Source organism: Xanthomonas hydrangeae (assembly GCF_032697525.1).
Lineage (GTDB): Bacteria > Pseudomonadota > Gammaproteobacteria > Xanthomonadales > Xanthomonadaceae > Xanthomonas > Xanthomonas hydrangeae.
In genome coordinates, this window is sequence record NZ_CP103836.1 from 2,469,045 (window position 1) to 2,495,488 (window position 26,444).

The following is a 26,444-nucleotide window of genomic DNA, read 5'->3' on the forward strand; positions in this document are numbered from 1 at the left end:
AAGTAAAGCATTAGCATTACATTTATACGCTGGCTCATGTCATGGAGCCTTTTAGGCCCAGGGTAAGCCTTCGTGCAATAAGTATGGTTTTGAGAGTTGCCCATCTGCGTCCTGTCACCCCTAAAACCTCTCAAAAATTTTTTCTGTGCAGTTCTCATAAATTAACTTGCACTGAGCGCCTGTATTTTTTTTTCTGCAAGCGGCAAGTGCGTCATTACTTGCTTCTTGAGAAGTTGCTCTTCCAATATAATAAGTGATTCCACCAGATGGCTTTCCATTTATCTGCGGGGCAGCCACCGCTGCGCACTGATTATTATAAGCCAGCACAAGCTCTCAATTCTGCTCGCCATGAGAAGAACATTGCGAAATTGCTTCTTTTACAGCATCTGATTTTGTAAGCTGCCCGGTAGAGACGCCATAATTTATAACGGAGTCAATAGAGCCAGTGGCAATAGCGCCCCACGTTTTAATCCACTTCCCAATAGGCTTTGGCCGTGGAGCTTCGCTTTGGGGAAGCGGAGCGCATGCCATGGCTCCCTGTCCGCCAATGGGATATTGCCCCGGAGGGCAGCCGCCTTCAGCGCTTGCATCGTGCAGAAGAAATACGATAAAGAACACAAGTGGAAATAAGGACTTCACGGGCAGAAGTCAAAATTTTTCAAAAGTTGCTTCAGAACAAGCTGTGTACACTACCTTGCACTGAGCATTAGGTGTTGCGCTATTCCCTTTTCTACACTTTTCCGTAGCCAACATACTTGCTCTTGCTACACTACTGGCTCCCATAAATGCAGAAAACCCATCAGCGAAAGGTAGCCCGTTTGTCTGAGGCTCAGCAACAGCTGCGCACTGGTTTTTGTAAGCTAGGCCAATACGACAATTCGTCTCCCCATGCGACGAGCAGCGAGTTAGTGCGTCTTCTACAGCATCCGATTTGGATGATTTACCCGTTGTTACACCATATGTGGTAATTGAATTCATGGAGCCCATTGCAATAGCCCCCCAGCTATCAACCCACTTGCCAATTGGACGTTGAGGAGCGGCTTGGGGAAGTGGCGCGCACGATATTGCGCCTTGCCCGCCAATTGGATACTGCCCTGGGGGGCAACCGCCTTCAGCGTACGAATTGCCAGTAAAAGTTGCTATAAGGCAAATCAAAAGCAGAGGAATTTTCATATTTTTTCCAGGATCAGGCAAATCTACTAGGTCCTTGGTTGTTAGCCACGCCCCTAGATCCACTGCCCTCTACAGGAGGCGTAGATTGAGGCATGTTCGAAACTCTTTGATTGCCGGATGTGCTTAGTAGCGGTCCCTCTGAGTCAGTTGTAACTCTTGGCTGCTGTGGCATTTGCCCTTGCCCCTGCGCGGCCGAGCTTGCGGTAGGCCGATCAAACGCCGAGAACGCCATAAAACTCCCCATGCTGCCCTGCCACAACGCCGCTGCCACGGTGGGCATAGTGATGATGACGGTAGTCAGCAACAAGCCGATGCCGCCTTGCTGCATGGCTTGCGAGCTCAGGCCTTCCACATCGTTGCCCATCAGGCTGTTGATGCCTTTTGCGGCCCACAGTGCTGCAGCCACCTTGTAGGAGAGCTTGAGCACGATGGCCGAGACCACCGAGAGCATGGACATCGAGAACAGCGTGCCGATGACGTAGAACAGCCATTTCTTGAACAGGTCCTTGGTGGCATCGAACATGAGCGCCAGGACGAAGATCGGCCCGACGCCGATGTCGATTGGGCTAGAACGCTTTATAGTTCCTAGCTTCACGAAAGATTTATTTTAAAATTGAATAAAATAGAATCAGCTCTAATCTCCTTAGAACTTCTCAAAAATTGGTTCAGAGCATGCTGTATAGATAACTCTGCAATTAAAATACTTGTTGTCTTTTCGGCATAATGAGAGTGCGTCATCGCTTGCAAGTTGTTTGGATGGTGCTCCAGTAAATGCAAGCTTTCCTGACGCGGCTTTCTCTCCCTGATATGGTTCAGCTATCGCTGCGCATTGGTTTTGATAAGAGAAAACGACATTGCATTTCTTTCCGCTTTGAGAGCTGCATTTTGATTCTGCATCTTGCTGGGCATCATTTTTTTTTATTTTACCGGCCGCGACGCCTAAATTGTCGCCACCATCGCTAGCAATTGCTCCCCAAGTCTTAATCCATTTTCCAATTGGTCGAGGTTGCTGCTGAGTGTTATCTTGCGGCATTGGAGCGCATGCCATCGCTCCTTGCCCTCCGATCGGATATTGACCGGGAGGGCAACCACCTTCAGCTAGCGCGCTGGTAGCAGGCATGAGTAAAAAAAAGGCTAACAAAATTGAATTTGAACTGGAGATATTCATTGATACTTCCGAATAATTCTGCTGTGACGGAGTTCAGATGTCATATCGGTTATTTTGTCCCGCAAGTCCCCGCGAACCTGGAGTCACAGTCTCAGAAGCTCCTGCGCCACTTATGGACTTAGTGGCAGCATGAGTTGTAGTGTCTGTGCTCTGGCTAGGCCTTTCGTTGTTAGAAGCAGACATAGCTGGAATATATCCACCCCCTGCCTGTCCCTGGGCAGCTGAACTTGCAGTCGGGCGATCAAACGCCGAGAACGCCATAAAGCTCCCCATGCTGCCCTGCCACAACGCCGCAGCCACCGTGGGCATGGTGATGATGACGGTGGTCAGCAACAAGCCGATACCGCCTTGCTGCATGGCTTGCGAGCTCAGGCCTTCCACGTCATTGCCCATCAGGCTGTTGATGCCTTTTGCGGCCCACAGTGCTGCAGCCACCTTGTAGGAGAGCTTGAGCACGATGGCCGAGACCACCGAGAGCATGGACATCGAGAACAGCGTGCCGATGACGTAGAACAGCCATTTCTTGAACAGGTCCTTGGTGGCATCGAACATGAGCGCCAGGACGAAGATCGGCCCGACGCCGATCAAGAAGGCCATGGTGAACTTGAACAGCAGCAACATCGCACCGGCCGCCATGGCCGGGCTGGATGCGCCAACGCCTGCCATCAGCATGGCACTGCGCTTTTGCTCGAGCGACTCCGGGTCGTCCGGGTCGATGCGCACCACATCCACCGCCGCCAAGGCGAGCTGGGTCAGCGCCAGATTCTGGTCGATCGCATCGGCCGACGTGGTGTCTTCTTCATCGGTGAACAGCTGATGCAGCTCCTTGTCCAGGTTCTGGGTGAGCGTCTTGTGCAGCGGGGCGCCGTTGGCGCCCAGACTGGTGGCGATCATCACGATGAAGACGATCTTGGTCGCCTTGCCCATCACAGCCATGGCCGACTCGCGCGACTGCCCGGTGGCCAGGCGGTACCCCACGACCATCACCCAGAGCGTGGCCAACACCAGGGCTGCGATATTGACCCAATCCATCGCATTCTTCAGCAGTTGCATGCCGAATTGGTCGATCTCGTGATTCAGGTAATCGTTGATCAGTTTGAAAAAAACGTAATCGCCGATGCCTGTATCGGCCATTGGCCGCAACCAGCTCATCGCCCCCTGGAAAACGCTGTCCATGATTCTTCCCGTTAATGCTGATAATGCTGATATTGCGCGCCGTGATTCTCCGACACGTGTTTAGTCGACCGACAGTGCCGTCTTCAATGCAGCAGCCTGAACGAGCTGGCCCAGTATCTTGTTTGGCCCCTTGTCGCCGTTGAGTGCGCGTTTGGCCAACCGCTTCTGATCGTTCTTGAGTGCTACTTCGTAAGAGTCGTACGCCTTGACCCTGGCCTGCCAATAATCAAGATCCATGGAGTTCTGCGTCATGAAGCGCGCTACTTCATTATCGTTGGCTGCCAGGGCGCCCTGGCTCGTGCCAACCGTTCTGCGCTGCCGTTCCACCCTGTTCTGGAAGTCCTGGTTGCGTTGGACCAACCGCTTGAGCATGCGTACCGATTCGTTGTAACGCGCATTGTCGGTCATCACCAGCAACTGGCAGACCTTGAGTTGTTGCGTGACCAAATCACCCTGCATATCGAGTGATATGTTCGGCATCGAGGACTTGATGGCGTTGCCCACCATCGAGACCATGTCACTGCCTCCGGCTCCGGGGCAGGCGTTCTCCATCCCGTAGTTGAGGTCACGCTCGGTAAAATTGTCCTGCATCGTTGAGCCAGTCAGGTTCAGGCTCTGCAGTTTGATCAGCTGTTGCTGGTAGTGATCGTATTCTTTCTTATACTGCGCAGCAGTCTCACCCCAGCGTTTCAATTCCTTTCCGTATTCAGCAATAATGCTTTCCAGCGTCACCGGGTCATGGGTAATCACCTGTGCATTTGCTTGACCAGCACAGAGCGCGATGGCGAGCAGGCCTGCTGCAAGGCGTGACAGCGGCGCGCGCGAACGACGGGCATGTTCAATCATGGCGTGTCTCATTAGGTTGTGACGTAATGCAGAAGTGGTGACGGGCGGCAAGCCCGCAGGACCTTCCTGATCCTGGCCTATTAGCAAGCGCATGTAAGTGTTGAAGCGTCGACAGATGCCCGCGCCGACGTGGTCGTCGACGCAGAGATCATTTCTGTAAGTGCCTGCCACGGCCATCTTCCTTGTATGCGGTTAAACGCAGGTCTGCCGTAAGGTGCCACAACTTACGGCGGTTTTCCATAATTTTAATGAGTTGCCAAAAGCTGACTGTGTTCAGCTTTTGCCGGGCTCATCAGGTGCGCCAGTGTGCACCGTCAGCTGGCGCGATCATCCTGAAAGTCGCTGTTGAACTGCGGCATCACCGTATTTTTGGGGGCACCTGCGAGCCTGCATCATTACCTCCCGCCGGCACCCAGATCGCCATACCAGCCGCGCGTTTCTGCGTGGTCGGGATCCCGATCCCCAGCCCGCCGCCGACGCGGCCGCCGTAGCTGCCGCCGCCCACCGACAGGCCGCCGCCGGAGCGTTCCGAGCCAACGCCCACAATGACCACGCCGTTTGCGCCGAGCTTGGCGGCTTCGCGCTTCAGCCGCATGACGGCAGCATCGGTCTGGCCCTGGGTGCCGAAGCCGGCCGCGCTGGTGGATTCGAGCTGGGCGATCTCCACCGAGCCGACCGGGGCGTTGGAGTACACCTGGACCTGCGCCGGGTCGATCGGCGCACGCGCCTGACCCAGCATGACCTTGGAGCTGCTGGCGCAGCCGGCCAGGAGCATGGCGAGCCCAGCGGCGATGACGACATGCTTGTTCATGGTGAAGCCCCCTGTTGAACGACAGTGACAGCGATGATCCGGCGCCCGGACTGAATCGCGCCGGACTTTGCCGCACCCTAGCCATGCCCGTGTGAGGCTGCCGCCAAGCCGCCATTGGTCAGGGTGACCACCTGCCCACTGCGTCTTGGCGAGCGCGGCGCTAAGCTCAGGCCTTCGATGAATGACGAGGTGACACGTGGGATTGATCAGCCTGCTGTGGGGCATTGTGGCGCTGCTGTGGATGGTTCTGGCCTTTATCCCCCTGTTGGGTTGGGGCAACTGGTTCCTGATTCCGTTTGCGGCGGTGGGCGCGCTGATCGCGGCGATCGCGCTGCTGTTTACCTCGGCCGGCAACCGCGGGCGTGCCAAGACCGGCTTGCTGCTCAATGCCGTGGTGATCGTGGTCGGGGTGATCCGCCTGGGCCTGGGCGGTGGCCTGATCTGACCCGTTGCAGCGCTGCGACACAGCGTCGCAGCGCGTCTAGCGAGGAATGGCGGGCGTAGACTTGTGGGCTGCTGACAGGAGCCCACGATGGCCCATCCCCACTACCGTCCCCGCCGCATGCGCCATGACGCGTTTTCGCGTCGGTTGATGCGCGAAAACACGCTGACCACCGACGATTTGATCTGGCCGGTGTTCGTGCATGAGTTGCCTGGCCGTGCGCCGATCGCGTCGATGCCGGGCGTGGAACGCCTGTCGCTGGACGAGTTGCTGCGCGAGGCGGAAAACGCGCTGGAACTGGGCATCCCGGTGATCGATCTGTTTCCGGTGATCGACCCGGCCGGCAAGAGCCTGGACGCGGCCGAAGCCTGGAACCCGGACGGTCTGGCGCAGCGTGCGGTGCGGGCGCTCAAATCGCGCTTCCCCGAGCTGGGCATCATGACCGACGTGGCGCTGGATCCGTACACCACGCACGGTCAGGACGGCATCATCGATCACAAGGGCTATGTCCTCAACGAGATCACCGTCGAAGCACTGGTCAAACAATCGCTGTCGCACGCGCAGGCCGGCGTGGACATCATTTCGCCCTCGGACATGATGGATGGCCGCATCGGTGCGATCCGCCGCGCGCTGGATGCCGACGACCATCTCAACGTGCGCATCATGGCGTATTCGGCCAAGTACGCCTCGGCGTTCTACGGCCCGTTCCGCGATGCGGTGGGCAGCGCCGGCAATCTGGGCAAGGCCGACAAGACCACCTATCAGATGGACCCGGCCAACAGCGACGAGGCGATGCGCGAGATTGCGCTGGATCTGGAAGAAGGCGCGGACATGGTGATGGTCAAGCCAGGCATGCCGTATCTGGATGTGGTGCGGCGGGTCAAAGAAGAGTTCCGCGTGCCGACCTTCGCGTATCAGGTCAGCGGCGAGTACGCGATGCTCAAGGCGGCCGCCGCCAACGGCTGGCTGGACGAGCGCCGCTGCGTGCTGGAAGCGCTGATGGCCTTCAAGCGTGCCGGTGCCGATGGCGTGCTGACGTATTTCGCGCCGCAGGTGGCGCGTTGGTTGCGCGAGGGCTGATTCCCGTGCAGCCAGTACGCACGCGGATGACGGTGGGTATCGAGCAGTAATCAAGCGTGGCGTGCCGGCATTCGAGTGCCGCGGCACCACCAGTCGTACGCCAAACTGCGATAACGATTCTCATCTACAATGGCGAGCCCACTGCTCCAGGCTGCTCGCGCGTGCTCAAGACCGTTCTGTTCCAACTGCACTGGCTGCTCGGCATCACCGCCGGGCTGGTGCTGTCGGTGATGGGGCTGACCGGCGCGCTGATGTCCTTCGAAAACGAGATCGTGCGGCTGGCCAATCCGGCCATCGCGCAGTTGGCCGAGCGGCATGCGGCAGGTGAGCGGCCGTTGCCGATCGATGCATTGCTGCGCAAGCTCGATCTGGATCAGCAGCAGGCGGTCACGCGCATGCTGATCGACCCCACCGGCGCGCGTCCTTCCACCGCACGTCTGGCCGGCAAAGGTGGCGGGCGGCTGTATTTCGATCCCTATACCGGCGAACAGGTCGCCGCTCCCCGGTTGAGTGGCGCGTTTGCCTTTATCGAAGATCTGCATCGCCACCTGACCGCCGGCAAGCGCGGCCAGGCAGTGACCGGTGCAAGCACCTTGATCCTGCTGTTCTTCTGCGCATCGGGCCTGTATCTGCGTTGGCCGCGACGTTGGTGGAGTCTGCGCACCTGGTGGGCGGTGGAATGGCGACGGCAGGGGCGCAGTTTTCTGTGGAGCCTGCACGCGGTATTCGGCACCTGGTGTCTGCTGGTGTATCTGCTGGTTGCGTTGACCGGGCTGACCTGGTCCTACACCTGGTATCGCGATGGCATGGTGGCCTTGCTCGGCACCGAGCCGGCAATGCGCGGCGACGGGCGCGATCATCGGCCGGCGACGGTGGATTTTGCAGCCGTGCAGCGCACTCTGGATTCGGTCCCGGCCACACGCACGTCTGCGCTGGATCTGCGTATACCCCCCCGCGCCGGGCAACCGCTGAGCGCGCGATTCCTGCCCGACAATCCCGAGCACGATCGTGCTTACGACAATCTGGAAATCGATCCGGCCAGCGGCACGCTGCTGAAACGCCAGGACTACGCATTGCTGCCGTACGGGCAGCAGTTGCTGGTCAGCATGTTCCCGCTGCATTCGGGCAGTTTCTTCGGTCTGCCGGGCCGCATCGTGGTGATGCTGGCCAGTGTCGGCATGTCGGTGTTCTTCGTCACCGGCTGGATGCTGTACCTGGATCGCCGCCGCAAGAAGCGCGAGCTGCGCGCCGCGCGCGTTGTATTGCACAGCGCACCGGCGGCCTCGCAGGCCGAGCCGTGGTTGATCGGATTCGCCAGTCAGAGCGGATTCGCCGAGCGCCTTGCCTGGCAGGCGGCCGGGCATTTGCAGGCCGCCGGTCTGCCGGTGCAGGTGCGCTCGCTGGCGCAGCTGGACGCGCAGCACCTGCAGGGCACCCGGCATGCACTGTTCGTAGTCAGCACCTTCGGCGACGGCGAGCCGCCGGACGCGGCGCGCGGTTTCGAGCGTGAGTTGCTGCGTCAGCGGCTGGCGTTGCCGCAGCTGGCGTATGCGGTGCTTGCGCTGGGCGACCGCCAGTACGCGCAGTTCTGCGGGTTTTCGCGGCGGATCGAGCAGTGGTTGAACATGCAGGGCGCGCAGCCGTTGTTCCCCACGGTGGAAATGGACAACGCCGATCCGCAGGCCCTGGCGCAGTGGCATGCGCAATTGGGGCAGATCGCCGGCGCACCGGTTGCCGCCGTCCCATTGACGCGGCCGACGCTGATGCACTGGACACTGTCATCGCGCACCCACCTCAACCCGGGCAGCGAAGGCGCGCCGATCTGGCGCATCGATCTGCATCCGCCGGCCGATGCGCACTGGCAGGCCGGCGACATCCTCGAAGTGCAGCCCGCGCATGCCGACGTACAGGTACGCACCTGTCTGGCTGCGTGGGGGCTGCAGCCAGATGCGCTGGTGCATGTGCACGCGCAGCTGCTGCCGCTGCAGCAAGCCGCTGCCGAGCGTGTATTGCCGGAAGCGCCAACGCCGCCGCCGGCCTCCACTCCCGATCCACAAACGTGGCTGGATGCCTGCGCCTGGCTCCCCACCCGCGACTACTCGCTGGCCAGCGTGCCGGCAGATGGCACCGCGACCGCCGTCGTGCGCCTGACCACCTGCGCCGATGGCAGTCCCGGTCTGGGCTCGGGTTGGTTGATCTGTCATGCGCCTGTGGGCGCGCCAGTGCATGCGCGTCTGCGCACCAATCCCGGTTTCCATCGTGTCGAACACGCGCCGATGGTGTTGATCGGTAACGGCACCGGCATCGCAGGCCTGCGCAGCTTGTTGCGTGAAGCCGAACTGGCCGGGGTGCACGGACATTGGTTGCTGTTCGGCGAACGTCATGCCGCGCACGACCGGCTGTTTGCCGAGGAACTGCAGGCCTGGCAGCGCAGTGGTCATCTGCAGCAACTGGATTGGGTGTTCTCGCGCGACCAGGCGCACAAGCGCTACGTGCAGCATCAACTGCGCGAAGCCGGTGATGCACTACGCCACTGGATCGATCGCGGCGCGGTGATGTACGTCTGCGGCAGCCTGGACAGCATGGCGCGCGAAGTCGATGCCGCGCTGCGCGAGATCCTGGGCGAAACGCGACTGGAATCGTTGACCGCAGCGGGGCGTTATCGGCGCGATGTGTATTGAGCGTGGTCATGACGACTGCATCGAAGCCTTGGAGGAGCCGACAACACGTCAAAAGCCTGGATGGTTGAGGGCGCGGTGCCCTCACCGCTCGCGGGACACGCCGTAAATCCGTCCGTGGAGGCTCGGTGGCGGCATCCATGCCGCCATACGGTCCCGCAATCGGTGAGGACACCGCACCAGAGGGTGGGTCGATAGCCTTGTGAAAAGCGGACCATCTCGCTGGTTGCCCTGGCTCGCTGATGCGGGCCGCAACTACATGAGAGTTAAGCGCATTAAAGGCAGCTCATGCATGGCTTGCACCATGCACACCGACCATCTCGACTGGTCCTTGCCCGCCCACCGTCGCGGGACCTTACGCGGCATGGATGCCGCGTAAGAGCCTACAGGGACGTACTTGCAGCGTGTCCCGCGACGGTGGGCGGGCAAGGACCCTGCTGCCAAGCCGAAGATCACCGGCTCTACAACTGATCCATCTGCATTGTCTAAACGCTCCTTACTTGCAGCGTGTCCCGCGACGGTGGGCGGGCAAGGACCCTGCTGCCAAGCCGAAGATCACCGGCTCTACAACTGATCCATCTGCATTGTCTAAACACTCCTTACTTTCGGTGTGTCCCGCGATGGTGGGCAGGCAAGGGCCCTGCAGCAAATCCACAGATCAGCCGCAGCCAAGCCCCCAGCGAAGACCCAGATCATCCGCCCTGCAACAGACCGGCGTGACGTAAGTTTTGTCAGCCGCTCTCAGTCTGATTTCGCGCATCCACTCACCCTCAACGGCAACTGGCATCCCCATCCACCGCCGGCGCCTTCATCCGATAGATATCCAACTGCCCCGCACGCGGTGCACGCGCGCTGCCGGTCACCAGCAATTCGCCCGGCTTGGCCGCATCCACCACCGCCCCGAAGGTGCGTTCCTGCGGACCGTTGAACGACAGCGGCAACGCCTGGCCCGCACCGTAATGCCCGTTCTTGCACGTCGCCAGCATTAACTGGCTGGGCCCATCTGTCTGCCCGCGCGCCCACACCAGTCCGCGCCCATCGCCGAGCCAGGCCGCATCCAGCTCATCGGCAGCGCTGTTGATGTCGCTCAACGGCGCAGGTGCAACGAAGGCCTGCCCGTCCCAACGTGCCACGAATACGTCCATGCCGCCGGCACCGCCGTGCCCATCGCTGGCGAACAGCAGGCGCGTGCCGTCCAGCGACAGCGTTGGGGAATGCTCGTTGCCCCGGCTGTTGACCGCCGCGCCCAGCGATTGCACTGCACCGATCCCGCCCTGCGCATCCACTGGCGCGCGATACAGATCCGCGCTCCCGGCACCGCCGGGCCGGGTGGAGGCGAACAGCAGCCAGCGGCCATCGGCACTGAACAATGGCGAAGTCTCGTCATGCGTGCTGTTGATCGGCAGCGGCTGCGCGTTTTGCCAACGCCCGCCGCGCAGTTGGGCCTGCCACAGATCCCAGCCGCCGGCACCCCCGGCGCGGTCGCTTGCCCAGACGATGCGCTGGCCGTCCGGGCTCAACGTGGCACGTGCTTCGTTGGCCGGCGTGGAGACCACGCCCATGCCTTCGATGCCGAACTCGGCAAGCCCCGACGCGGCCGGGACGAAGAGTAAACTTGCCGCCAGCGCGAGCAGCGTCCATCGGTATTGCATGCGGTGTTCCTGCCTAAAGTCGCGCACAGTCTAGTCAACCAGAGAACGTTTCATGCCCGTATCCCGTTATGCCGTGTTCGGTCACCCCGTCGCCCATTCGCTGTCGCCGGCCATCCATGCCGACTTCGGGAAGCAGACCGGCATCGCGCTGGACTACACCGCCATCGACGCGCCGCCGGAGGAGTTCACCGCCGCGCTGGAGCGCTTCGCCGAGGCAGGCGGCAAGGGCGCCAACGTCACGCTGCCGCTGAAAGAGGCCGCCTGTGCGTTGTCGGCCAGCCTGAGCGACCGCGCGCGGCTGGCTGGCGCGGTCAACACGCTGGTGCGCAACGACGGCCAGTGGCAGGGCGACAACACCGATGGCGCCGGCCTGGTGCGCGATCTCACCGACCGCCACGGGCTGGATCTGCGCGGTCGCCGCGTGCTGCTGCTCGGCGCCGGTGGCGCCGCACGCGGCGTGGCGCCGGCATTGCTGGAAGCGGGCATCACCGAAATGGTGGTGGTCAATCGCTCGCCCGAGCGCGCCGATGCGCTGTGCGATGCATTGGGCGAACCGGCACGGGTGATGTCGCGCTATATCGAAGACCTGCGCGATCTGGGCGACTTCGAGCTGATCGTCAATGCCACGGCCGCCGGGCGCGATCGCGACGCTGGTGCGTTCTCGCTGCCGTTGGGGCTGGTCAACAGCCTCACCGCAGCGGTCGATCTCAACTATGGCGAAACCGCCATCGCCTTCCTGGCCTGGGCACGTGCGGCGCAGTGCCGCTACGCCATCGACGGCCTGGGCATGCTGGTCGAGCAGGCGGCCGAAAGCTTCGCGCTATGGCACGGCGTGCGCCCGGACACCAACCCGGTCTACGCCGCGCTGCGCGCACGCGATGCCGTCCTGATCAGCGCCGACTGAGGTGGGCAGCGTGACCGCCACCGATATCCTGCTGACCCTGGTCACCAGCCTGCTGTCGCGCGTGCCGCTGTTGATCGCCTTGCTGTTGGGGCTGGTGCTGCTGTGGCGTGCCCAGCGCGGGTCGCTGCGGCGCGCCGGGCTGGCCGCGCTGTGGGTGCTGCTGGGCTGTTTGCTGGCTGAAGTCGCCTTTCAGGCCATTCCGATGCTGTTGCTGCAACAAGGCAATGTGCGCCAGATCAGCAGGGTGGTCGGTGTCGCACATTTCGTGCTGATGGCCGTGCAGGCCGTGGGCATCGGCGTGCTGGTGTGGACGCTGGCGCGCAGCCTGCAACGCTCATCGCCCGCAGCCAGCGAGCGGCCATGATTCCGATCAAGGCCCTGGGGCTGACCATGGTCGGCCTGGTCAGCATTGGCCAAGGCATCTGGACGCTGCTGTATCCGCACAACCTGGCGGCGGTCAACCGGGGCGGCAGCTTGTACGAACGCTTCGGGCCGACCGGTGTGGGCGCCGGCATGCTGGTCATGGGCCTGGCGATGGTGGTGATCGGCGTGGTATGGGCGCGCTACGCCTGGCTGCGACGTACCTAGAGTGGCGAACAAAACCGCGCGGTAGTTTTGATGGCCGCTCTTAGGTAAAGACAACCGCGTTCAGTTGTTCCGCACGCCGGTCGCAGCCGCTGCGCCGGTCCGTGCGAAAATAGCGCGATGAGTGAAGTCGCCACACCGGCCGCGCCGTCGGCGCCCGTCCCTCCCCAGCGCAGCCTGACCGATCCGGTCAAGGCCAGCATCCGCGAGGCTTACGCCAAGCTGCAGGCCAACACGCCCGGCTTCGCCACGCGGCGGGCGCAGAGTCAGATGATCGGCCTGGTCTCGCGCGCACTTGCCACCTCTGGCGGCATCGGCATTGCCGAGGCGCCCACTGGCGTCGGCAAGAGCCTGGGCTATCTCACTGCCGGCGTGCCGATCGCCCTGGCCACCAAGAAAAAGCTGGTGATCAGCACCGGCACCGTGGCCTTGCAATCGCAGTTGGTGGAGCGCGATATCCCGGCCTTCCTCAAGGCCACCGGCCTGGAAGCGACCGTAGCACTGGCCAAGGGCCGCACGCGCTATCTGTGCACCCGGAATGCCGCTGAACTCGAAGGCGACACCAGCCAGAACGCGATGTTCGAAGACGAGCAGGCGCTCTACGACCGCCCGCTCAGTCCTGTCGATGCCGATCTGGCCAAACGTCTGGCCAAGGCCTACGCCGCGCGCAGCTGGAACGGCGACCTGGACGACGCGCCCGAACAGGTCTCGGTGCCGCTGCGCATGCGCATCACCACGCCGGCCTCCGGTTGTGCGGGCCGCCGTTGCAGCTACGCCGCGCAGTGCCCGGTGCTCAAGGCACGTACCGATGTGCGCGAGGCGCAGATCGTGGTCACCAACCACGCCTTGCTGCTGTCTTCGCTGTCGCTGGGCGATGCCGAAAACGGCCAGCCGTTGATCGCCCCGCCCGCCGACATGCTGCTGGTGCTCGACGAAGGCCATCACATCGCCGGCGTGGCGATCGACCAGGGCGCGGCCAATCTGCCATTGGACGAAATGGCCAGGCGCACCGGCCGGTTGCAGATCCTCATCGCCGCCGCCTACCGCGCGGTGGACAAGGACAAGATCGGCAATCTGCTGCCCAACGAAGCCATTGAGGTCGCCGCGCGCGTTTCCAAATTGCTCAAGGCCTTCCACACCGAAGTCGAACACGTGTGGAAGCCCGAACCCGGCGAGCGCGATCCGCTGTGGCGCGCGGCCAACGGCAAGTTGCCGCCGCAGTGGGGCCCGGCGATCGAAGAACTCGGCGAAGAAACCCGCGCGCTGTTCAACTGGGTGCATGCCGCACACAGTGCGATCGCCAAGGGCAAGCAGGACGATTCGGCGCGCGAACGCCTGCAGCGCAGCCTCGGCATGGCCTTGGAAATGGCCGAGCAGCAACACAATCTGTGGAGCGGCTGGCGACGCGAAGACAAGGAAGGCCAGCCGCCGATGGCGCGTTGGATCACCCTGTCGCGCGATGGCGATCTGATCTGCCATTGCTCGCCGGTGTCGGCCGCGCAGGTGTTGCGCACCATGATCTGGAACGAGGTGGATTCGGTGGTGATGACCTCGGCCACGCTCACCGGCGGCGGCGATTTCCAATCCTTCGCCATCGACAACGGTCTGCCCGATCACGCCGAGATGGCCTCGCTGGCCTCGCCGTTCGACCTGCCCAATCAGGCCGAATTGATCGTGCCCAATTTTCCGGTCACCCCGGACGATCGCGAAGGCCACCCGAAGGAAGTCGCGCGTTATCTGGTGCGCGAGCTGGATTGGACGTCCAAGGGCAGCATCGTGCTGTTCACCTCGCGCTGGAAGATGGAAAAGGTCGCCGACCTGATGCCGCTGGCGCAGCGCAACCGCGTGCTGGTGCAGGGCGAGGGCAACAAGTCGCAACTGATCACCGAACACATGCGCCGCATTGCCGCCGGCGAGGGCTCGGTGCTGTTCGGTTTGAACTCGTTCGGCGAAGGCCTGGATCTGCCCGGCGATGCCTGCACCACGGTGGTCATCACCCAGGTGCCGTTCGCGGTGCCGACCGACCCGCAGACTTCGACCCTGAGCGAATGGCTGGAAAGCCGCGGTCATAACGCTTTCAACCTGATCGCCATCCCGCACGCGCTGCGCACACTCACGCAATTTGCCGGCCGCCTGATCCGCAGTTCCAACGACCACGGCCGCGTGATCATTCTCGACTCACGCCTGCTCACGCGTCGCTATGGAAAACGCATCATCGACGCGCTGCCGCCGTTCAAGCGGGTGATCGGTTGATTGGCTGATCGAACCTTGCGACGCAGCATTGTTGGAAGCGTCATGCGCGCTTGCGTTACGCAATACGAAGTTCGTCAGTTCACAGATCAAATCGGCAATGCCGTTATCTGCAACCTGCTGCCCGCATATTTGGCGATGCATATCACGCTACACAGTCATCATCATGTTCGCCTATCGCAGCGATCATAACTAACGACTTCTCACACTTCGGCCTGCTGGCCATGATTCAGTTCCTTCAAACGAGCTGACGCCATGCGCCCTGGATCCCTCATGGTGCTAGCCCTGCTAGCCCCGACGCTGATCGCCCCGCCGGTCTTCGCCCAATCCGTTCTGACCCGCGACAATGGCGCCAAGGTCGGTGATAACCAGAATTCCCAGACGGCCGGTCCGACCGGCCCGGTCTTGCTGCAGGACGTGCAGCTGATCCAGAAACTGCAGCGCTTCGATCGCGAGCGCATCCCGGAGCGTGTGGTGCATGCCCGCGGCACCGGCGTCAAAGGCGAGTTCACCGCCACCGCCGATCTGTCCAGCCTGACCAAGGCCAAGGTGTTCAGTGCCGGCGAAAAGACCCCGGTGTTCGTGCGCTTTTCCTCGGTAGTGCACGGCAACCATTCGCCGGAAACGCTGCGCGACCCGCACGGGTTTGCCACCAAGTTCTACACCAGCGAAGGCAACTGGGATCTGGTCGGCAACAACTTCCCCACCTTCTTCATTCGCGATGCGATCAAGTTCCCCGACATGGTCCACGCGTTCAAGCCGGACCCGCGCACCAACCTGGATGACGATTCGCGTCGTTTCGATTTCTTCTCGCACGTGCCCGAAAGCACGCGCACGCTGACGCTGCTGTATTCCAACGAAGGCACGCCCGCCGGCTATCGCTTCATGGACGGCAACGGCGTGCACGCCTACAAGCTGGTCAATGCGCAGGGTGAAGTGCACTACGTCAAGTTCCACTGGAAGACGCTGCAAGGCATCAAGAACCTCGATCCCAAGCAGGTTGCTGCCGTCCAGTCAAAGGACTATAGCCACCTGACCAACGATCTGGTCGGTGCGATCAAGAAGGGCGACTTCCCGAAGTGGGACCTGTACGTGCAGGTGCTCAAGCCGGAAGACCTGGCCAAGTTCGATTTCGATCCGCTGGATGCCACCAAGATCTGGCCGGACGTGCCGGAGCAGAAGGTCGGCCAGATGGTGTTGGACAAGAACGTGGACAACTTCTTCCAGGAAACCGAGCAGGTGGCGATGGCGCCGGCAAATCTGGTGCCGGGTATCGAGCCGTCGGAAGACCGTCTGCTGCAGGGCCGTATTTTCTCCTACGCCGATACCCAGCTGTATCGCATCGGTACCAACGGCCTGAGCCTGCCGGTCAACCGCCCGCGTGTGGCCGTCAATAACGGCAACCAGGACGGCGAAGCCAATAACGGGCACACCACCAGCGGCGTGAACTACGAGCCTAGCCGCCTTGAACCGCGTCCGCAGGACACCGCTGCGCGTTACAGCGAGCTGCCGCTGTCGGGCACCACCCAGCAGGCCAAGATCACCCGCGAGCAGAACTTCAAGCAGGCTGGCGAGTTGTATCGGTCCTACAGCAAGAAGGATCGTGCCGACCTGGTGCAGAGCTTCGGCGAGTCGCTGGCCACCACCGACACCGAGAGCAAGCATCTGATGCTGTCGTTCCTGTACAAGGCCGACCCCGAGTACGGCACCGGCGTAACCCGCGTTGCCAAGGGTGACCTGGCCCGCGTCAAGCAGCTGGCCTCCAGCCTGCAGGACTGATCCACCCGACGGCATCGCGGCCTGTGCCGCGGTGCCGTTCTCGTTTTCGGGAGAGCCACATGCGCACCCTGCTATTTCTGATGCTCGGCACCTTGTCTGCGGTTGCCAACGCTGCTTCACCCGCGTCTGTCCCTGCCAGTACCACGAATGCGGCCACCAACCCTGCGCAGATCAAGCTGCAGTTGCGCGAGTATTTTTTCGATGCGGCACGCGAAGGTCGGCAGGACATGCTCGCCGAGTTCATCCGCTCGCACTACGACCTCAACACCCGCGACGAGAAGGGCTATACCGCCCTGATTCTGGCCGCCTATCACGGCCAGCGCCCGGCGGTGGAGCAGTTGCTCAATGCCGGCGCCGACCCTTGCGCGCAGGACAAACGCGGCAACACTGCGCTGATGGGCGCCATCTTCAAGGGCGAGCTGGGCATCGCCAAACGGTTGATGCAGGCTGATTGCGCCCCGGACCAGCGCAACAATGCCGGCCAGACCGCGGCCATGTACGCGGCACTGTTTCAACGCACCGATGTCCTCAAGGATCTGGCTGCCAAAGGCGCAGACCTCAGCCTCAAGGACGGGCAGGGCAACGATGTGACCAAGCTGCAACGCGGCGAGTTCGCCACCGCTCCGGCGCGCTGAGCGCGCCTTTCCTGTTGGCCGGTCGGGTCCTCCTGAGAAGACACCTGGCCCAATGATGCACGTCGGCTCCGGCGACTGGCTCTACCGCCAGGGGGCATCGAAGCACTGCCTCCAGTAGCGAAGGTTGATGGCCTGGACGATGCTCAGTCGTGATGCCTGTCGCACCGTGCTCGCACGCGCGGCAACCGATTCGCTAAAGCCGGTAACTGCCCGATAGGTGTCGTTGCCATGGCTTATGCAGGCACGCCATTGTCCGGGCAACGAAGTCCCCCAATCCTGTTCCTCCATCGGTAACCATGCGCGTCCTCCGCCATGGCAGGCCCAGACCCCGGTCAGCACTTCGACGTGCCGTGACAAGCGCGGTGAGCGGCAACCTGATAGCTGGCCCCGCGCGGTCGTCCCACATCTGTCGCGTCGGTTGCCTGCACCCGGCCATGGGCCGGATGTTCGGCTAAAGATCCGCACCTCAATCGCAGCTGCCGAAGCTGCCCTTTGGCGGCGCCATCGGCTCCATGTCGCCCCGCCGGTTTTCTGCCGCGCGTGCGTTGGAACTCTGGCGGAGGTGGTGATTTTTCTGCCAGTACGTCAGGAGTTTTCTGACGTTGAAACCTTTGTGCGCCAAGGCTTTGACATAAATCTGAGCGCGCGCTGACTTGCTTGAAGTTCATTGGGAAAAATCGCAGAAAACAGTTCAAGAAAGCGCTGGCAACGCCGATGCTGAAGCTATCGCACCTTGGAACCCCCGGACCATGAAGCTCGATCCTTCCATCCCTTTCCTGATGTCCCTGCTCGCCATGGTGCTGTGCACCGCCACCGCCGTCGTGGCGCTGGTGTTCGGCCAGGTGCATGTCCTCGCCACCTCGTGGAGCTTCTACACCGTGCTGGGCACTGCCCTGATCACGCTGGTCGCCTCCTACCACGCACTCGGCAAGCCGCTGACTGCCGAAGAGCGCGTTGGTTTCCGCAACCCGTAAGCATTGCTCACGTCCAGGCGCAGCGCGCAATCGCGCTGACGCCAGCAGTGGACGCAAGAATCCCGCTTGTAAGCAGTGATGTAGCGCGTTCGCTCGATAGGGGCGGGCGCCGCCAGGGACAGCAGCATCCTGCTCGACGAATGCGACACCCACGGCCAGACTCAGCCTGCCAAACTGGCCCACGCCACCGCTGAGGCGGCGCGATGCCGGCAAATAGCGATGCCGCTCGACGGCACTCGGACTTGGCAAGCTGGAACCAAAACGGTGCGAGCGCGATGCCGTTCTCCGCGCCGACGGCAGGCGTGGCGGTGATGGTGGTTGCCGAAGCGCGCCTCCAACGCAATCCATAACGCTCACATCGTCTCGAATTCTGCCTGTCGATACGCGGTCGATCGCATGACGCTGCGAACAACTGATCCTGCAGCCAGATCTGACAGCCAAGAGCTTCGGCATGGCTCCTGCGCTGCGGAAAATTCATCGGTGCCCGTGTAAGCTGTTGATCCTGCTCCGCATTCCGATGGCCACTCACGGTGGCCAACTTGTCGATGACCGCTTCCGCCGATCGTTACGCCGCTTCCTTGCGTCTGTCCATCGCCCCGATGATGGACTGGACCGACCGCCATTGCCGCGTGTTTCATCGCCTGCTGGCGCCCTCCGCGCGGCTGTATACCGAGATGGTGCACGCCAACGCGGTGATCCATGGCGATCGCACGCGGCTGATCGGCTTCGATCCGGTCGAACATCCGCTGGCGCTGCAACTGGGCGGCAGTGAACCTGCCCTGCTCGCGCAGGCTGCGGCGATCGCGCAGGAGTGGGGCTATGACGAAATCAACCTCAATTGCGGCTGCCCCTCCGATCGCGTGCAGGCCGGGCGTTTTGGCGCCTGCCTGATGCGCGAGCCGGCGCTGGTGGCCGAGTGCGTTGGCGCCATGTGCGCGGCAACCACGCTGCCGGTCACGATCAAGTGCCGCCTGGGCGTGGACGACGATGACGACTACCTGGTGTTCGCCAGTTTCGTCGATCAAGTCGTCGCGGCCGGCGCTGCCATGGTGGTGGTGCATGCGCGCAACGCCTGGCTCAAGGGCCTGTCGCCCAAGGAAAACCGCGAGGTGCCGCCGCTGCGCTACGACTGGGCCTATCGCCTCAAGCAGGAGCGCCCCCAATTGCCGGTGGTTATCAACGGTGGCATCGCTGCGGTGGACACCGCGCTGGAACATCTGCAACACACCGATGGCGTCATGCTCGGCCGTGCGGCCTACCACGACCCTTACGTGCTGCATTGCCTGGACGCGGCACTGAATCAGCGCCCGGAACAATCGCGCGAGGCATTGCTACGCGCGCTGCAGCCCTATGTAGAGTCCCAGCTGGAGCAAGGGCTGGCGCTGAAGCACATCACCCGACATGTCCTGGGACTCTTCCACGGGCAGCCCGGCGGACGCGCATTCCGCCAGGTGCTGAGCGAGGGCGCACACCGGCCCGGCGCCCGGTGGGACCTGGTCGAGCAGGCATTGCAGTGCACCGACACGCACGCATGGCGCGTGGTTGCCTGAGAGTGGTCCGGCACTTGCATGGCCTGAACCAACTCTTGAACGGCCGCATTTGTTAGCTCACAGCGCGGCAGCCACAACCGCGAGAGCGAGCACAGGCAAGGCTTTCGGCCTCGAATGGCGTTCATTTCACTGAATCGCGTTAACACGAAGCTAAAAAGTTCAGATCGGATTCACTCCCCAAAATCAAGAATTTGGGTCTATTCTCGGGCTCGACCACGCTGTGACGCATGGCCGGTTTCACGAATTTTGAATGTTCCTGAACAACCCGCTAGGATTCGTTTGTGACCCAGCCGTTCTGCCGCGCTAGCCATGTTGTCCTGGTTGCCCTTTGGGTCGCCACGGCAGCGCCGTCGGCATGGTGTCAGGGATATCCGATGGGGCATTCGGGCCGTGAGGCGTTACCGCCCTCAGCCCGCGGCAACGGGCGCACGCTGTCGGACACCATTCGGCAGGTGCAGCGGTCCACCGGTGGACAGATCCTCAGCGCCGAACGTGTGCCATTCGACGGTGGCAATCTCAACCGGGTCAAGTACATGTTGGATGGGCGCGTGCACACCGTGTACGAATCGGAACAGATGCAGCCCCCGCCGCCACGTCGCCCGGCGCCGCCAGATGCGCCACCACGCGACGATAACCAGTAAACGTAGATAGTTCTGCGTTCAGTCTCATAAATTCCCCGGCACCCGCCGACAACGTAACTAGGGAGAGTGCATGCGTATCCTTTTGGTCGAAGACGAAGCTCCGCTGCGCGAGACACTTGCCGCGCGCCTGAAGCGTGAAGGCTTTGCTGTCGACGCTGCACAAGATGGCGAAGAAGGCCTGTACATGGGCCGCGAAGTGCCGTTCGACGTCGGCATCATCGACCTTGGCCTGCCCAAGATGTCGGGCATGGAGCTGATCAAGGCGCTGCGCGACGAGGGCAAGAAATTCCCGGTGCTGATCCTGACCGCGCGTTCGAGCTGGCAGGACAAGGTCGAAGGCCTCAAGCAGGGCGCCGACGATTACCTGGTCAAGCCGTTCCATGTCGAAGAGCTGCTGGCGCGCGTCAACGCGTTGCTGCGGCGCGCGGCCGGCTGGAGCAAGCCGACCCTGGAGTGCGGCCCGGTCGCTTTGGATCTGGCAGCGCAGACGGTGAGCGTCAACGGTGCCAATGTCGACCTGACCAGCTACGAGTACAAGGTGCTCGAGTACCTGATGATGCATGCCGGCGAACTGGTCTCCAAGGCCGATCTGACCGAACACATCTATCAGCAGGATTTCGATCGCGATTCGAACGTGCTGGAAGTGTTTATCGGTCGCCTGCGCAAGAAGCTCGATCCCGACGGTGAGCTCAAGCCGATCGAGACCGTGCGCGGTCGTGGCTACCGCTTCGCCATCCCGCGTACCGAAGGCTGAGTCCGCGCGTCGGCAAACAGGAAGATAGGGTGTCGGTGCGCTCCAAGTGGTACAAACGCTGGCGGCCGCGCTCCCTGCAGGCCCGCCAGCTGTTGGCTGCCAGCCTCAGTCTGGTGGCCTTCCTGGCGCTGGCAGGCTACGCGCTGGATGTGGCGTTCGCCGACACTGCCGAAAAGAATCTGCGCGAGCGGCTGAAGAACTACGCCTCGGCGTATGCCGCCAATATCGATTTCGTTCGCGATGGTTCGCTGTATATCGGCGGCCAGCCGCCGGATCCGCGTTTCGATGTGCCCGGCGGCGGGCTGTACGTGGAAGTCGTGCGCCCGGATGAAAGCTGGACGTCGATGTCGGCCGAGGGCCCGAATATTCCGCATGGGCGCATGCTCGAGCCGCGCCAGGAAGAGTTCATCGGCCCGCTGGAGATGACCCAGATCGACGGCAGTCTGGGCGAGCTGTACCGCTACGGCCTGGGCGTGAGCTATGTCGAACGCGAACACGGCGGCGAGATTCCGTACACCATTTACGTGATGGAAGACGCGCGCTCGATGGGCGCGCAATTGCGCGTGTTCCGTGGCGCGGTGTGGTTCTATCTCGGTAGTGCCGGCGTGGTGCTGTTGGTGCTGCAGGCCTTCATCCTGCAGTGGAGCCTGCGACCGCTGCGGCGGGTCATCAACGAATTGACCAAGGTGCAGCGCGGCGAAATTCAGCGCATGAGCGAGCAGCATCCGCGCGAACTGGAGCCGCTGACCGAAAGCATCAACGCCTTTATCGAAAGCGAGCGCGACAACCTGGATCGTCAGCGCAATACGCTTGCCGATCTGGCACACAGCCTCAAGACGCCGATTGCCGTGTTGCGCACCCAACTGGACAGCGGTCAGTCCGAGCGCGATCTGCACGAGGAAATGGACGTGCAGCTGCGGCGCATGAACGACTTGGTGTCTTACCAGCTTGCACGCGCGGCCTCCAGCGGGCACAAGCTGTTTGCCGCGCCGTTGCCGATCGAGTCGACCGCCGAAGAAATCGTGCGCGGGCTGGAGAAGGTGTATTCGGTCAAAGGAGTGCTGTGCGAATTCGATATCTCGCCCGAAGCGCGTTTTCATGGTGAGCCGGGCGATCTGCAGGAGCTGCTAGGCAATCTGCTGGAAAACGGCTTCAAGTGGGCGCGCAGCCGCGTGCTGCTGACTGCGCAGCCAGGTCCCACCACCGGGAGCCGCCGCGCCGGATTGATCCTGTCGGTGGAAGACGATGGTCCCGGCATCGCGCCGGAAGATGTGGCCAAGATTCTGCAACGTGGCGTGCGCGGCGACGAACGCGTGCAAGGCCACGGCATCGGCATGTCGATCGTGCAGGACCTGATCAAGGCCTACCGCGGCGAATTGCAGGTGGTGCGCTCGCAGGAACTGGGCGGCGCCCGCTTCGATGTGACCTTGCCGCCGGGACTGTGACCGGCATGCGTTGCGGGATGAACCCGTGGCCAATGTCGCGCCACGCTCCGACAACCGTTTAACGCCTCACGCGTTGGCTTGACCATACTGGGCCGGTTGCAGGCCGTTGCGATGGAGAACTGCATGTTCGAGCGCGTTGCACAGGCACAGTGGGTCACTGCACTTTCCGTCCGGACACGTCGACAGCGCAGATGGCGTGTGCCGTTGCTGTTGGCGGGTTGCGTCGTCGTGCTGTCGTGTAGCGCCGCCGAAGCGCCATTGACCCAAGTACAGACACGCTGGTTGCAGCGTGCAACCTACAGCGTGGATGCCGATAGCGCGGCGCAGCTGCAGCGGCTCGGCACCAAGCGCTATGGCCGGTTGCTGCTGCAGGCCGGCGACGATGCGACATTGCCCGCGCCGATCCGTGCCCAACTGCAGCAATTCGATGCATTGCACACGCCCTTGCTGGCCTTGCTGACGCAGTACGAGGCCGACAAGATCCGCCTGCAGGGCATGCCCGATGGCGAAGAAAAGATCGCCTTGCGCAAGGCCTGGCAGGCGCGTGGGGGGCAGATGCTGACCCAGGCGCGTCAGGCGCAATTGCTGCGTGCGGTGTATGCGCCGGCGCAGCTGCGCGAGCAGTTGGTGTGGTTCTGGCTCAATCACTTCAGCGTATACGCCGACAAGGGGCGCGTGAAATGGATGGCGGCCGACTACATGGAAAACGCGATTCGTCCGCACGCCACCGGCAAGTTCGCCGACCTGGTGATGGCGACGCTGGAAAGCCCGGCGATGCTGGAATATCTGGATAACGCCAAGAATGCCAAAGGCAAGGTCAACGAAAATTACGCGCGCGAATTGATGGAACTGCACACGCTGGGCGTGCATGGCGGTTACAGCCAGCAGGATGTGCAGCAACTGGCGCTGATACTCACCGGTGCCGGTCTGGTGCCGATCAAGGCCGAAGGTGCTCCGCCCTTGCCGACTGCTGCACCGGGGCAACCGCAAGTGGTGCGCAAGGGCTTGTTCGAATTCAATCCTGCGCGGCATCAACCCGGCGACAAGACCTTGCTGGGCCAGCGCATCGCCGCTGGCGGTCTGGATGAGATCGAGCGCGCCGTGCAGCTATTGGTGCGGCAACCGGCGTGTGCGCAGTTTGTGTCGCAACGTATTGCCGAGTATTTCGTCAGCGACAAGCCGCCGGCCGCGCTGGTCGCGCGCATGGCAAAGACCTTCCAACGCAGCGATGGCGATATCGCCAAGGTGATGCAGGCCATGCTGGACGCGCCGGAATTTGCGCAGGCGCAACCGCGCAAGTTCAAGGATCCGAATCGGTTTGTGGTGTCGGCCATGCGGCTGGCGTACGAAGATCAGCCAGTGGTCAACGCCGCGCCGATGGTGAGCTGGGTGCAGCAACTCGGCGAGCCGATGTTCGGGCGCATCACCCCCGATGGATGGTCGTTGCAATCGCAGGCGTGGACCAGCTCCGGGCAACTGGCGCGACGCTTCGAGGTGGCGCGTTCCCTGGGCAGCGGACCCAAGCAACTGTTTCGCTTCGATGGCGACAACGACACGCCACTTCCTGTGCTGACGCAGATCGATACGCGTCCATCGTATCGCTGGGTGGCGCCGTCGCTTTCCAGCGGCACGCGCGATGCCTTGGGGCAGGCGCGTTCGCCTGCGGAATGGAATGGATTCCTGCTGTCATCGCCGGACTTCAACTATCGCTGATTCGAGGGTCGCCGATTAGACGGCTGTCGATTCAAACCCGCTGTTTCAACGTTCGATTAGCGATCACCGCCACAGGAGCGCGCCATGCAACGACGTCAATTTCTGCTTGCCTCTGCAGCGGCCGCAAGTCTGCCGTGGTCCGGTCGCCTGTTTGCTGCGCCACGCGACAGTGCGCGCCTGCTGGTGGTGTTTCTGCGCGGTGGCTACGACAGCAATAATCTGCTGGTGCCGCATGCCAGCGATTTTTATTATCAGGCGCGCCCGACCCTGGCGATTGCGCGGCCGGATGCGGCCAATCCTAACAGCGCCATTGCGCTGGATACGCAATGGGGTCTCAACCCGGTGATGCGCGATGCGCTGTTGCCGCTCTGGCAACGCAAGCAGCTGGCCTTCGTGCCGTTTGCCGGCACCGACGATGTGTCGCGCAGCCACTTCGAAACCCAGGACGACATCGAATCCGGCCAGGCCGGCAGGCAGCGCCGCGATTATCGGTCCGGTTTCATGGCGCGTTTGTCGGGCGTACTCAGCGGGGTGCCGGCGATTGCGTTTACCGATTCGCTACCGCTGACGTTTCAAGGCGGCGGCGATTTACCCAATGTGTCGTTGCGTGGGATCGGCAAAGGCGGTCTGGATGCGCGGCAGGCACAGATCCTGTCGCAGATGTACGACGCAACGCCGCTTGCGGCAGCCGCGCGCGAAGGTCTGGCATTGCGTCAGCAGGTGAGCGCGCAGCTGCGCGAAGAGATGGAGCAGGCCGGCCGCGGCGCTGCCAGTGCGCGCACCTTCGCCGACGAAACCCGGCGCATGGCGAGCCTGATGCGCGACCAGTACCGGCTGGGATTCGTCGATGTCGGCGGCTGGGATACGCATGCCAACCAGGGCAGTGTCGAAGGTGGGTTGGCGAATAATCTGCGCAATCTCGGCGAAGGGCTGGCGGCATACGCCGATGCCTTGGGGCCTGCATGGAAGGACACCGTGGTGGTGGTGCTCTCCGAGTTTGGCCGTACCTTTCGCGAGAACGGCAGCAAGGGTACCGATCACGGGCACGGCACCACATATTGGGTGCTGGGTGGCGGCGTGCAGGGTGGTCGTATCGCTGGCGAACAGGTCGCGGTCGAACAACCGCAGCTGCTGCAGAATCGCGATTACCCGGTGCTTACCAATTACCGCAGTCTGTTCGGCGGTCTATTGAGTCGATTGTGGGGGCTGTCGCCAGCGCAGTTGGAGCGGGTGTTTCCTGGTGCCAGGCCGCGCGATCTTGGGCTGGTGTGAGTGCATTGCAGCGTGCTGTTGAAATCAGCAGTGCCGAGCGGGCACTTGGACGACATTGCGCAGCGTTGTTTTCAATTCGGCTAAGCGTGTGCGGGCAACGCGCGCGAAGCGGTTGCATGGCAACCATCGCAAGCAACGTGTTGATGCCACCACACCCTCAGCGTTACGCAGAAGAAGCAAACGGCGATGGCCCGTAAAAACGCGTCAACTGCGCAGCGACATCCGGCATGACGCGCGCGATCACTTGCGGCGCCGAGAAGTGATATTCGCTCACGACCGCGAAGAATTCTTCCGGTGCCTCGGCGGCATACGGGTCGATCTCGGTGTCTTCGCCGGCATCGACGCGTTGGCAGAACGCATCGAAGGCCCGCTGAAAATCGCGCACCCAGGCGCGTTGCGCATCGCGCGGCAGTGGCGGGGTGCCGTCGAGTGCGCCATCCAGTGCATCGAGCTTGTGCGCCATCTCGTGCACGATCACGTTGAAGCCTGCCTGCGGGTCGTCCAGGTCGGCTTGCACGTCGGCCCAGCTGACGATCAGCGGGCCTTGCTCCCAGGATTCGCCGATCAGGGTGTCGTCCCATGCATGCAGCACCCCGGCCGCATCCAGATGCGTGCGCTGCACACGGAACGCGTCCGGGTAGACGATCAGTTGCGACCAGCCGCGCCAGCCCACTGCACCGATTTCCAGCAGCGGCAGGCAGCAGGTGGCCGCCAGCAGCACATGATCGTGCGGATGCAGCTGCAACCCATCGACCGGGGAAATGGTTTTTTGCTGCAGGAACTGCGCAGCTAGGGTGCGCAGACGGTGCTGGCGGGGCGGATCGAGCGCGGCGACCCAGGCGCAGCCGTTGCAGACCGGCAGCCATAACGCATCAGGAATGTCGATGGGCGGCCGGCGCAGCCAGCGCGACAACCA

General features: G+C 62.4%; 25 protein-coding genes and 1 pseudogene. 16 read left to right on the forward strand and 10 right to left on the reverse strand.

Annotation, left to right across the window (positions count from 1 at the left end):
- Positions 1-120: 120 nt before the first annotated feature.
- The 7 genes from NYR97_RS10170 to NYR97_RS10200 all read right to left on the reverse strand — a co-directional run bounded on the left by NYR97_RS10170 (position 121) and on the right by NYR97_RS10200 (position 5,174).
- Positions 121-327 (reverse strand): DUF4189 domain-containing protein, encoded by a 207-nt coding sequence (locus tag NYR97_RS10170; protein WP_316697809.1) that lies wholly within the window; start codon positions 325-327, stop codon positions 121-123.
- A gap of 321 nt (positions 328-648) precedes the next feature.
- Positions 649-1,173: a DUF4189 domain-containing protein gene (locus NYR97_RS10175; protein ID WP_316697810.1), complete on the reverse strand. Its 525-nt coding sequence runs from the start codon at positions 1,171-1,173 to the stop codon at positions 649-651.
- 13 nt (positions 1,174-1,186) lie between these two features.
- On the reverse strand, positions 1,187-1,696 hold the full coding sequence (locus NYR97_RS10180; RefSeq protein ID WP_425613055.1) for a type IV secretion system protein: 510 nt from the start codon (positions 1,694-1,696) through the stop codon (positions 1,187-1,189).
- A 120-nt stretch (positions 1,697-1,816) separates the two neighbouring features.
- Positions 1,817-2,341, reverse strand: coding sequence for a DUF4189 domain-containing protein (locus NYR97_RS10185; RefSeq protein ID WP_316697811.1), 525 nt, complete (start codon positions 2,339-2,341; stop codon positions 1,817-1,819).
- Between the two features lie 33 nt (positions 2,342-2,374).
- The gene (locus NYR97_RS10190; RefSeq protein ID WP_316697812.1) at positions 2,375-3,517 is read right to left on the reverse strand and encodes a TrbL/VirB6 family protein; all 1,143 of its coding nucleotides are present in this window, start codon (positions 3,515-3,517) and stop codon (positions 2,375-2,377) included.
- A 60-nt stretch (positions 3,518-3,577) separates the two neighbouring features.
- Positions 3,578-4,363, reverse strand: a complete 786-nt coding sequence (locus NYR97_RS10195; RefSeq protein ID WP_425613071.1) for a hypothetical protein — start codon at positions 4,361-4,363, stop codon at positions 3,578-3,580.
- A gap of 358 nt (positions 4,364-4,721) precedes the next feature.
- Positions 4,722-5,174: a hypothetical protein gene (locus NYR97_RS10200; RefSeq protein ID WP_268213113.1), complete on the reverse strand. Its 453-nt coding sequence runs from the start codon at positions 5,172-5,174 to the stop codon at positions 4,722-4,724.
- Between the two features lie 202 nt (positions 5,175-5,376).
- Here NYR97_RS10200 and NYR97_RS10205 point away from each other — a divergent pair, with 202 nt between their 5' ends.
- From NYR97_RS10205 to NYR97_RS10215, 3 genes are all read left to right on the forward strand, one after another.
- Complete coding sequence (locus NYR97_RS10205) at positions 5,377-5,619, forward strand: hypothetical protein (RefSeq protein WP_316698159.1); 243 nt, start codon at positions 5,377-5,379, stop codon at positions 5,617-5,619.
- Between the two features lie 87 nt (positions 5,620-5,706).
- Positions 5,707-6,696, forward strand: coding sequence for a porphobilinogen synthase (gene hemB, locus NYR97_RS10210; protein WP_316697814.1), 990 nt, complete (start codon positions 5,707-5,709; stop codon positions 6,694-6,696).
- A gap of 161 nt (positions 6,697-6,857) precedes the next feature.
- Entirely contained in the window at positions 6,858-9,377 is a 2,520-nt protein-coding gene (locus NYR97_RS10215; RefSeq protein ID WP_316697815.1) for a PepSY domain-containing protein, read from the forward strand.
- Here the strand turns inward: NYR97_RS10215 and NYR97_RS22450 are convergent.
- Together NYR97_RS22450 and NYR97_RS10220 are read right to left on the reverse strand one after the other, a co-directional pair.
- Positions 9,356-9,550: pseudogene (locus tag NYR97_RS22450) on the reverse strand (hypothetical protein); the annotation flags it as partial. The gene NYR97_RS10215 and the pseudogene NYR97_RS22450 sit on opposite strands and share 22 nt — an antisense overlap.
- A gap of 594 nt (positions 9,551-10,144) precedes the next feature.
- Positions 10,145-11,026, reverse strand: coding sequence for a TolB-like protein (locus NYR97_RS10220; RefSeq protein WP_316697816.1), 882 nt, complete (start codon positions 11,024-11,026; stop codon positions 10,145-10,147).
- A 52-nt stretch (positions 11,027-11,078) separates the two neighbouring features.
- Here NYR97_RS10220 and aroE point away from each other — a divergent pair, with 52 nt between their 5' ends.
- The 13 genes from aroE (at position 11,079) to NYR97_RS10285 (ending at position 25,528) form a co-directional block, all read left to right on the forward strand.
- Positions 11,079-11,930, forward strand: coding sequence for a shikimate dehydrogenase (aroE, locus tag NYR97_RS10225; protein WP_006452106.1), 852 nt, complete (start codon positions 11,079-11,081; stop codon positions 11,928-11,930).
- A gap of 1 nt (position 11,931) precedes the next feature.
- Positions 11,932-12,294 carry a hypothetical protein gene (locus tag NYR97_RS10230; protein WP_205392835.1) on the forward strand — a complete coding sequence of 121 codons (363 nt, stop codon included), beginning with the start codon at positions 11,932-11,934 and terminating at the stop codon, positions 12,292-12,294.
- Positions 12,291-12,518, forward strand: a complete 228-nt coding sequence (locus NYR97_RS10235) for a hypothetical protein (protein ID WP_316697817.1) — start codon at positions 12,291-12,293, stop codon at positions 12,516-12,518. The genes NYR97_RS10230 and NYR97_RS10235 overlap by 4 nt, the downstream gene beginning before the upstream one ends.
- A 117-nt stretch (positions 12,519-12,635) precedes the next feature.
- Positions 12,636-14,768, forward strand: a complete 2,133-nt coding sequence (dinG, locus tag NYR97_RS10240; RefSeq protein WP_316697818.1) for an ATP-dependent DNA helicase DinG — start codon at positions 12,636-12,638, stop codon at positions 14,766-14,768.
- Between the two features lie 270 nt (positions 14,769-15,038).
- Entirely contained in the window at positions 15,039-16,544 is a 1,506-nt protein-coding gene (gene katB / locus NYR97_RS10245) for a catalase KatB (protein WP_316697819.1), read from the forward strand.
- A gap of 59 nt (positions 16,545-16,603) precedes the next feature.
- The gene (locus NYR97_RS10250; RefSeq protein WP_205392832.1) at positions 16,604-17,179 is read left to right on the forward strand and encodes an ankyrin repeat domain-containing protein; all 576 of its coding nucleotides are present in this window, start codon (positions 16,604-16,606) and stop codon (positions 17,177-17,179) included.
- Positions 17,180-17,928: 749 nt separating this feature from the next.
- A complete protein-coding gene (locus NYR97_RS10255; RefSeq protein ID WP_006452100.1) occupies positions 17,929-18,153 on the forward strand; it encodes a hypothetical protein in 225 nt (74 codons plus the stop codon).
- Between the two features lie 545 nt (positions 18,154-18,698).
- Complete coding sequence (gene dusA / locus NYR97_RS10260) at positions 18,699-19,703, forward strand: tRNA dihydrouridine(20/20a) synthase DusA (protein ID WP_316697820.1); 1,005 nt, start codon at positions 18,699-18,701, stop codon at positions 19,701-19,703.
- Between the two features lie 374 nt (positions 19,704-20,077).
- On the forward strand, positions 20,078-20,344 hold the full coding sequence (locus NYR97_RS10265; protein ID WP_006452098.1) for a hypothetical protein: 267 nt from the start codon (positions 20,078-20,080) through the stop codon (positions 20,342-20,344).
- A 70-nt stretch (positions 20,345-20,414) separates the two neighbouring features.
- Positions 20,415-21,098: a response regulator transcription factor gene (locus NYR97_RS10270; RefSeq protein ID WP_002808458.1), complete on the forward strand. Its 684-nt coding sequence runs from the start codon at positions 20,415-20,417 to the stop codon at positions 21,096-21,098.
- A gap of 74 nt (positions 21,099-21,172) precedes the next feature.
- Complete coding sequence (locus tag NYR97_RS10275) at positions 21,173-22,543, forward strand: ATP-binding protein (RefSeq protein ID WP_172839287.1); 1,371 nt, start codon at positions 21,173-21,175, stop codon at positions 22,541-22,543.
- Between the two features lie 123 nt (positions 22,544-22,666).
- A complete protein-coding gene (locus NYR97_RS10280; protein WP_316697821.1) occupies positions 22,667-24,256 on the forward strand; it encodes a DUF1800 domain-containing protein in 1,590 nt (529 codons plus the stop codon).
- 84 nt (positions 24,257-24,340) lie between these two features.
- The gene (locus tag NYR97_RS10285; protein ID WP_316697822.1) at positions 24,341-25,528 is read left to right on the forward strand and encodes a DUF1501 domain-containing protein; all 1,188 of its coding nucleotides are present in this window, start codon (positions 24,341-24,343) and stop codon (positions 25,526-25,528) included.
- Positions 25,529-25,691: 163 nt separating this feature from the next.
- Here the strand turns inward: NYR97_RS10285 and NYR97_RS10290 are convergent, their stop codons facing one another.
- Positions 25,692-26,441 carry a M90 family metallopeptidase gene (locus NYR97_RS10290; protein ID WP_316697823.1) on the reverse strand — a complete coding sequence of 250 codons (750 nt, stop codon included), beginning with the start codon at positions 26,439-26,441 and terminating at the stop codon, positions 25,692-25,694.
- Between the last annotated feature and the right edge of the window lie 3 nt (positions 26,442-26,444).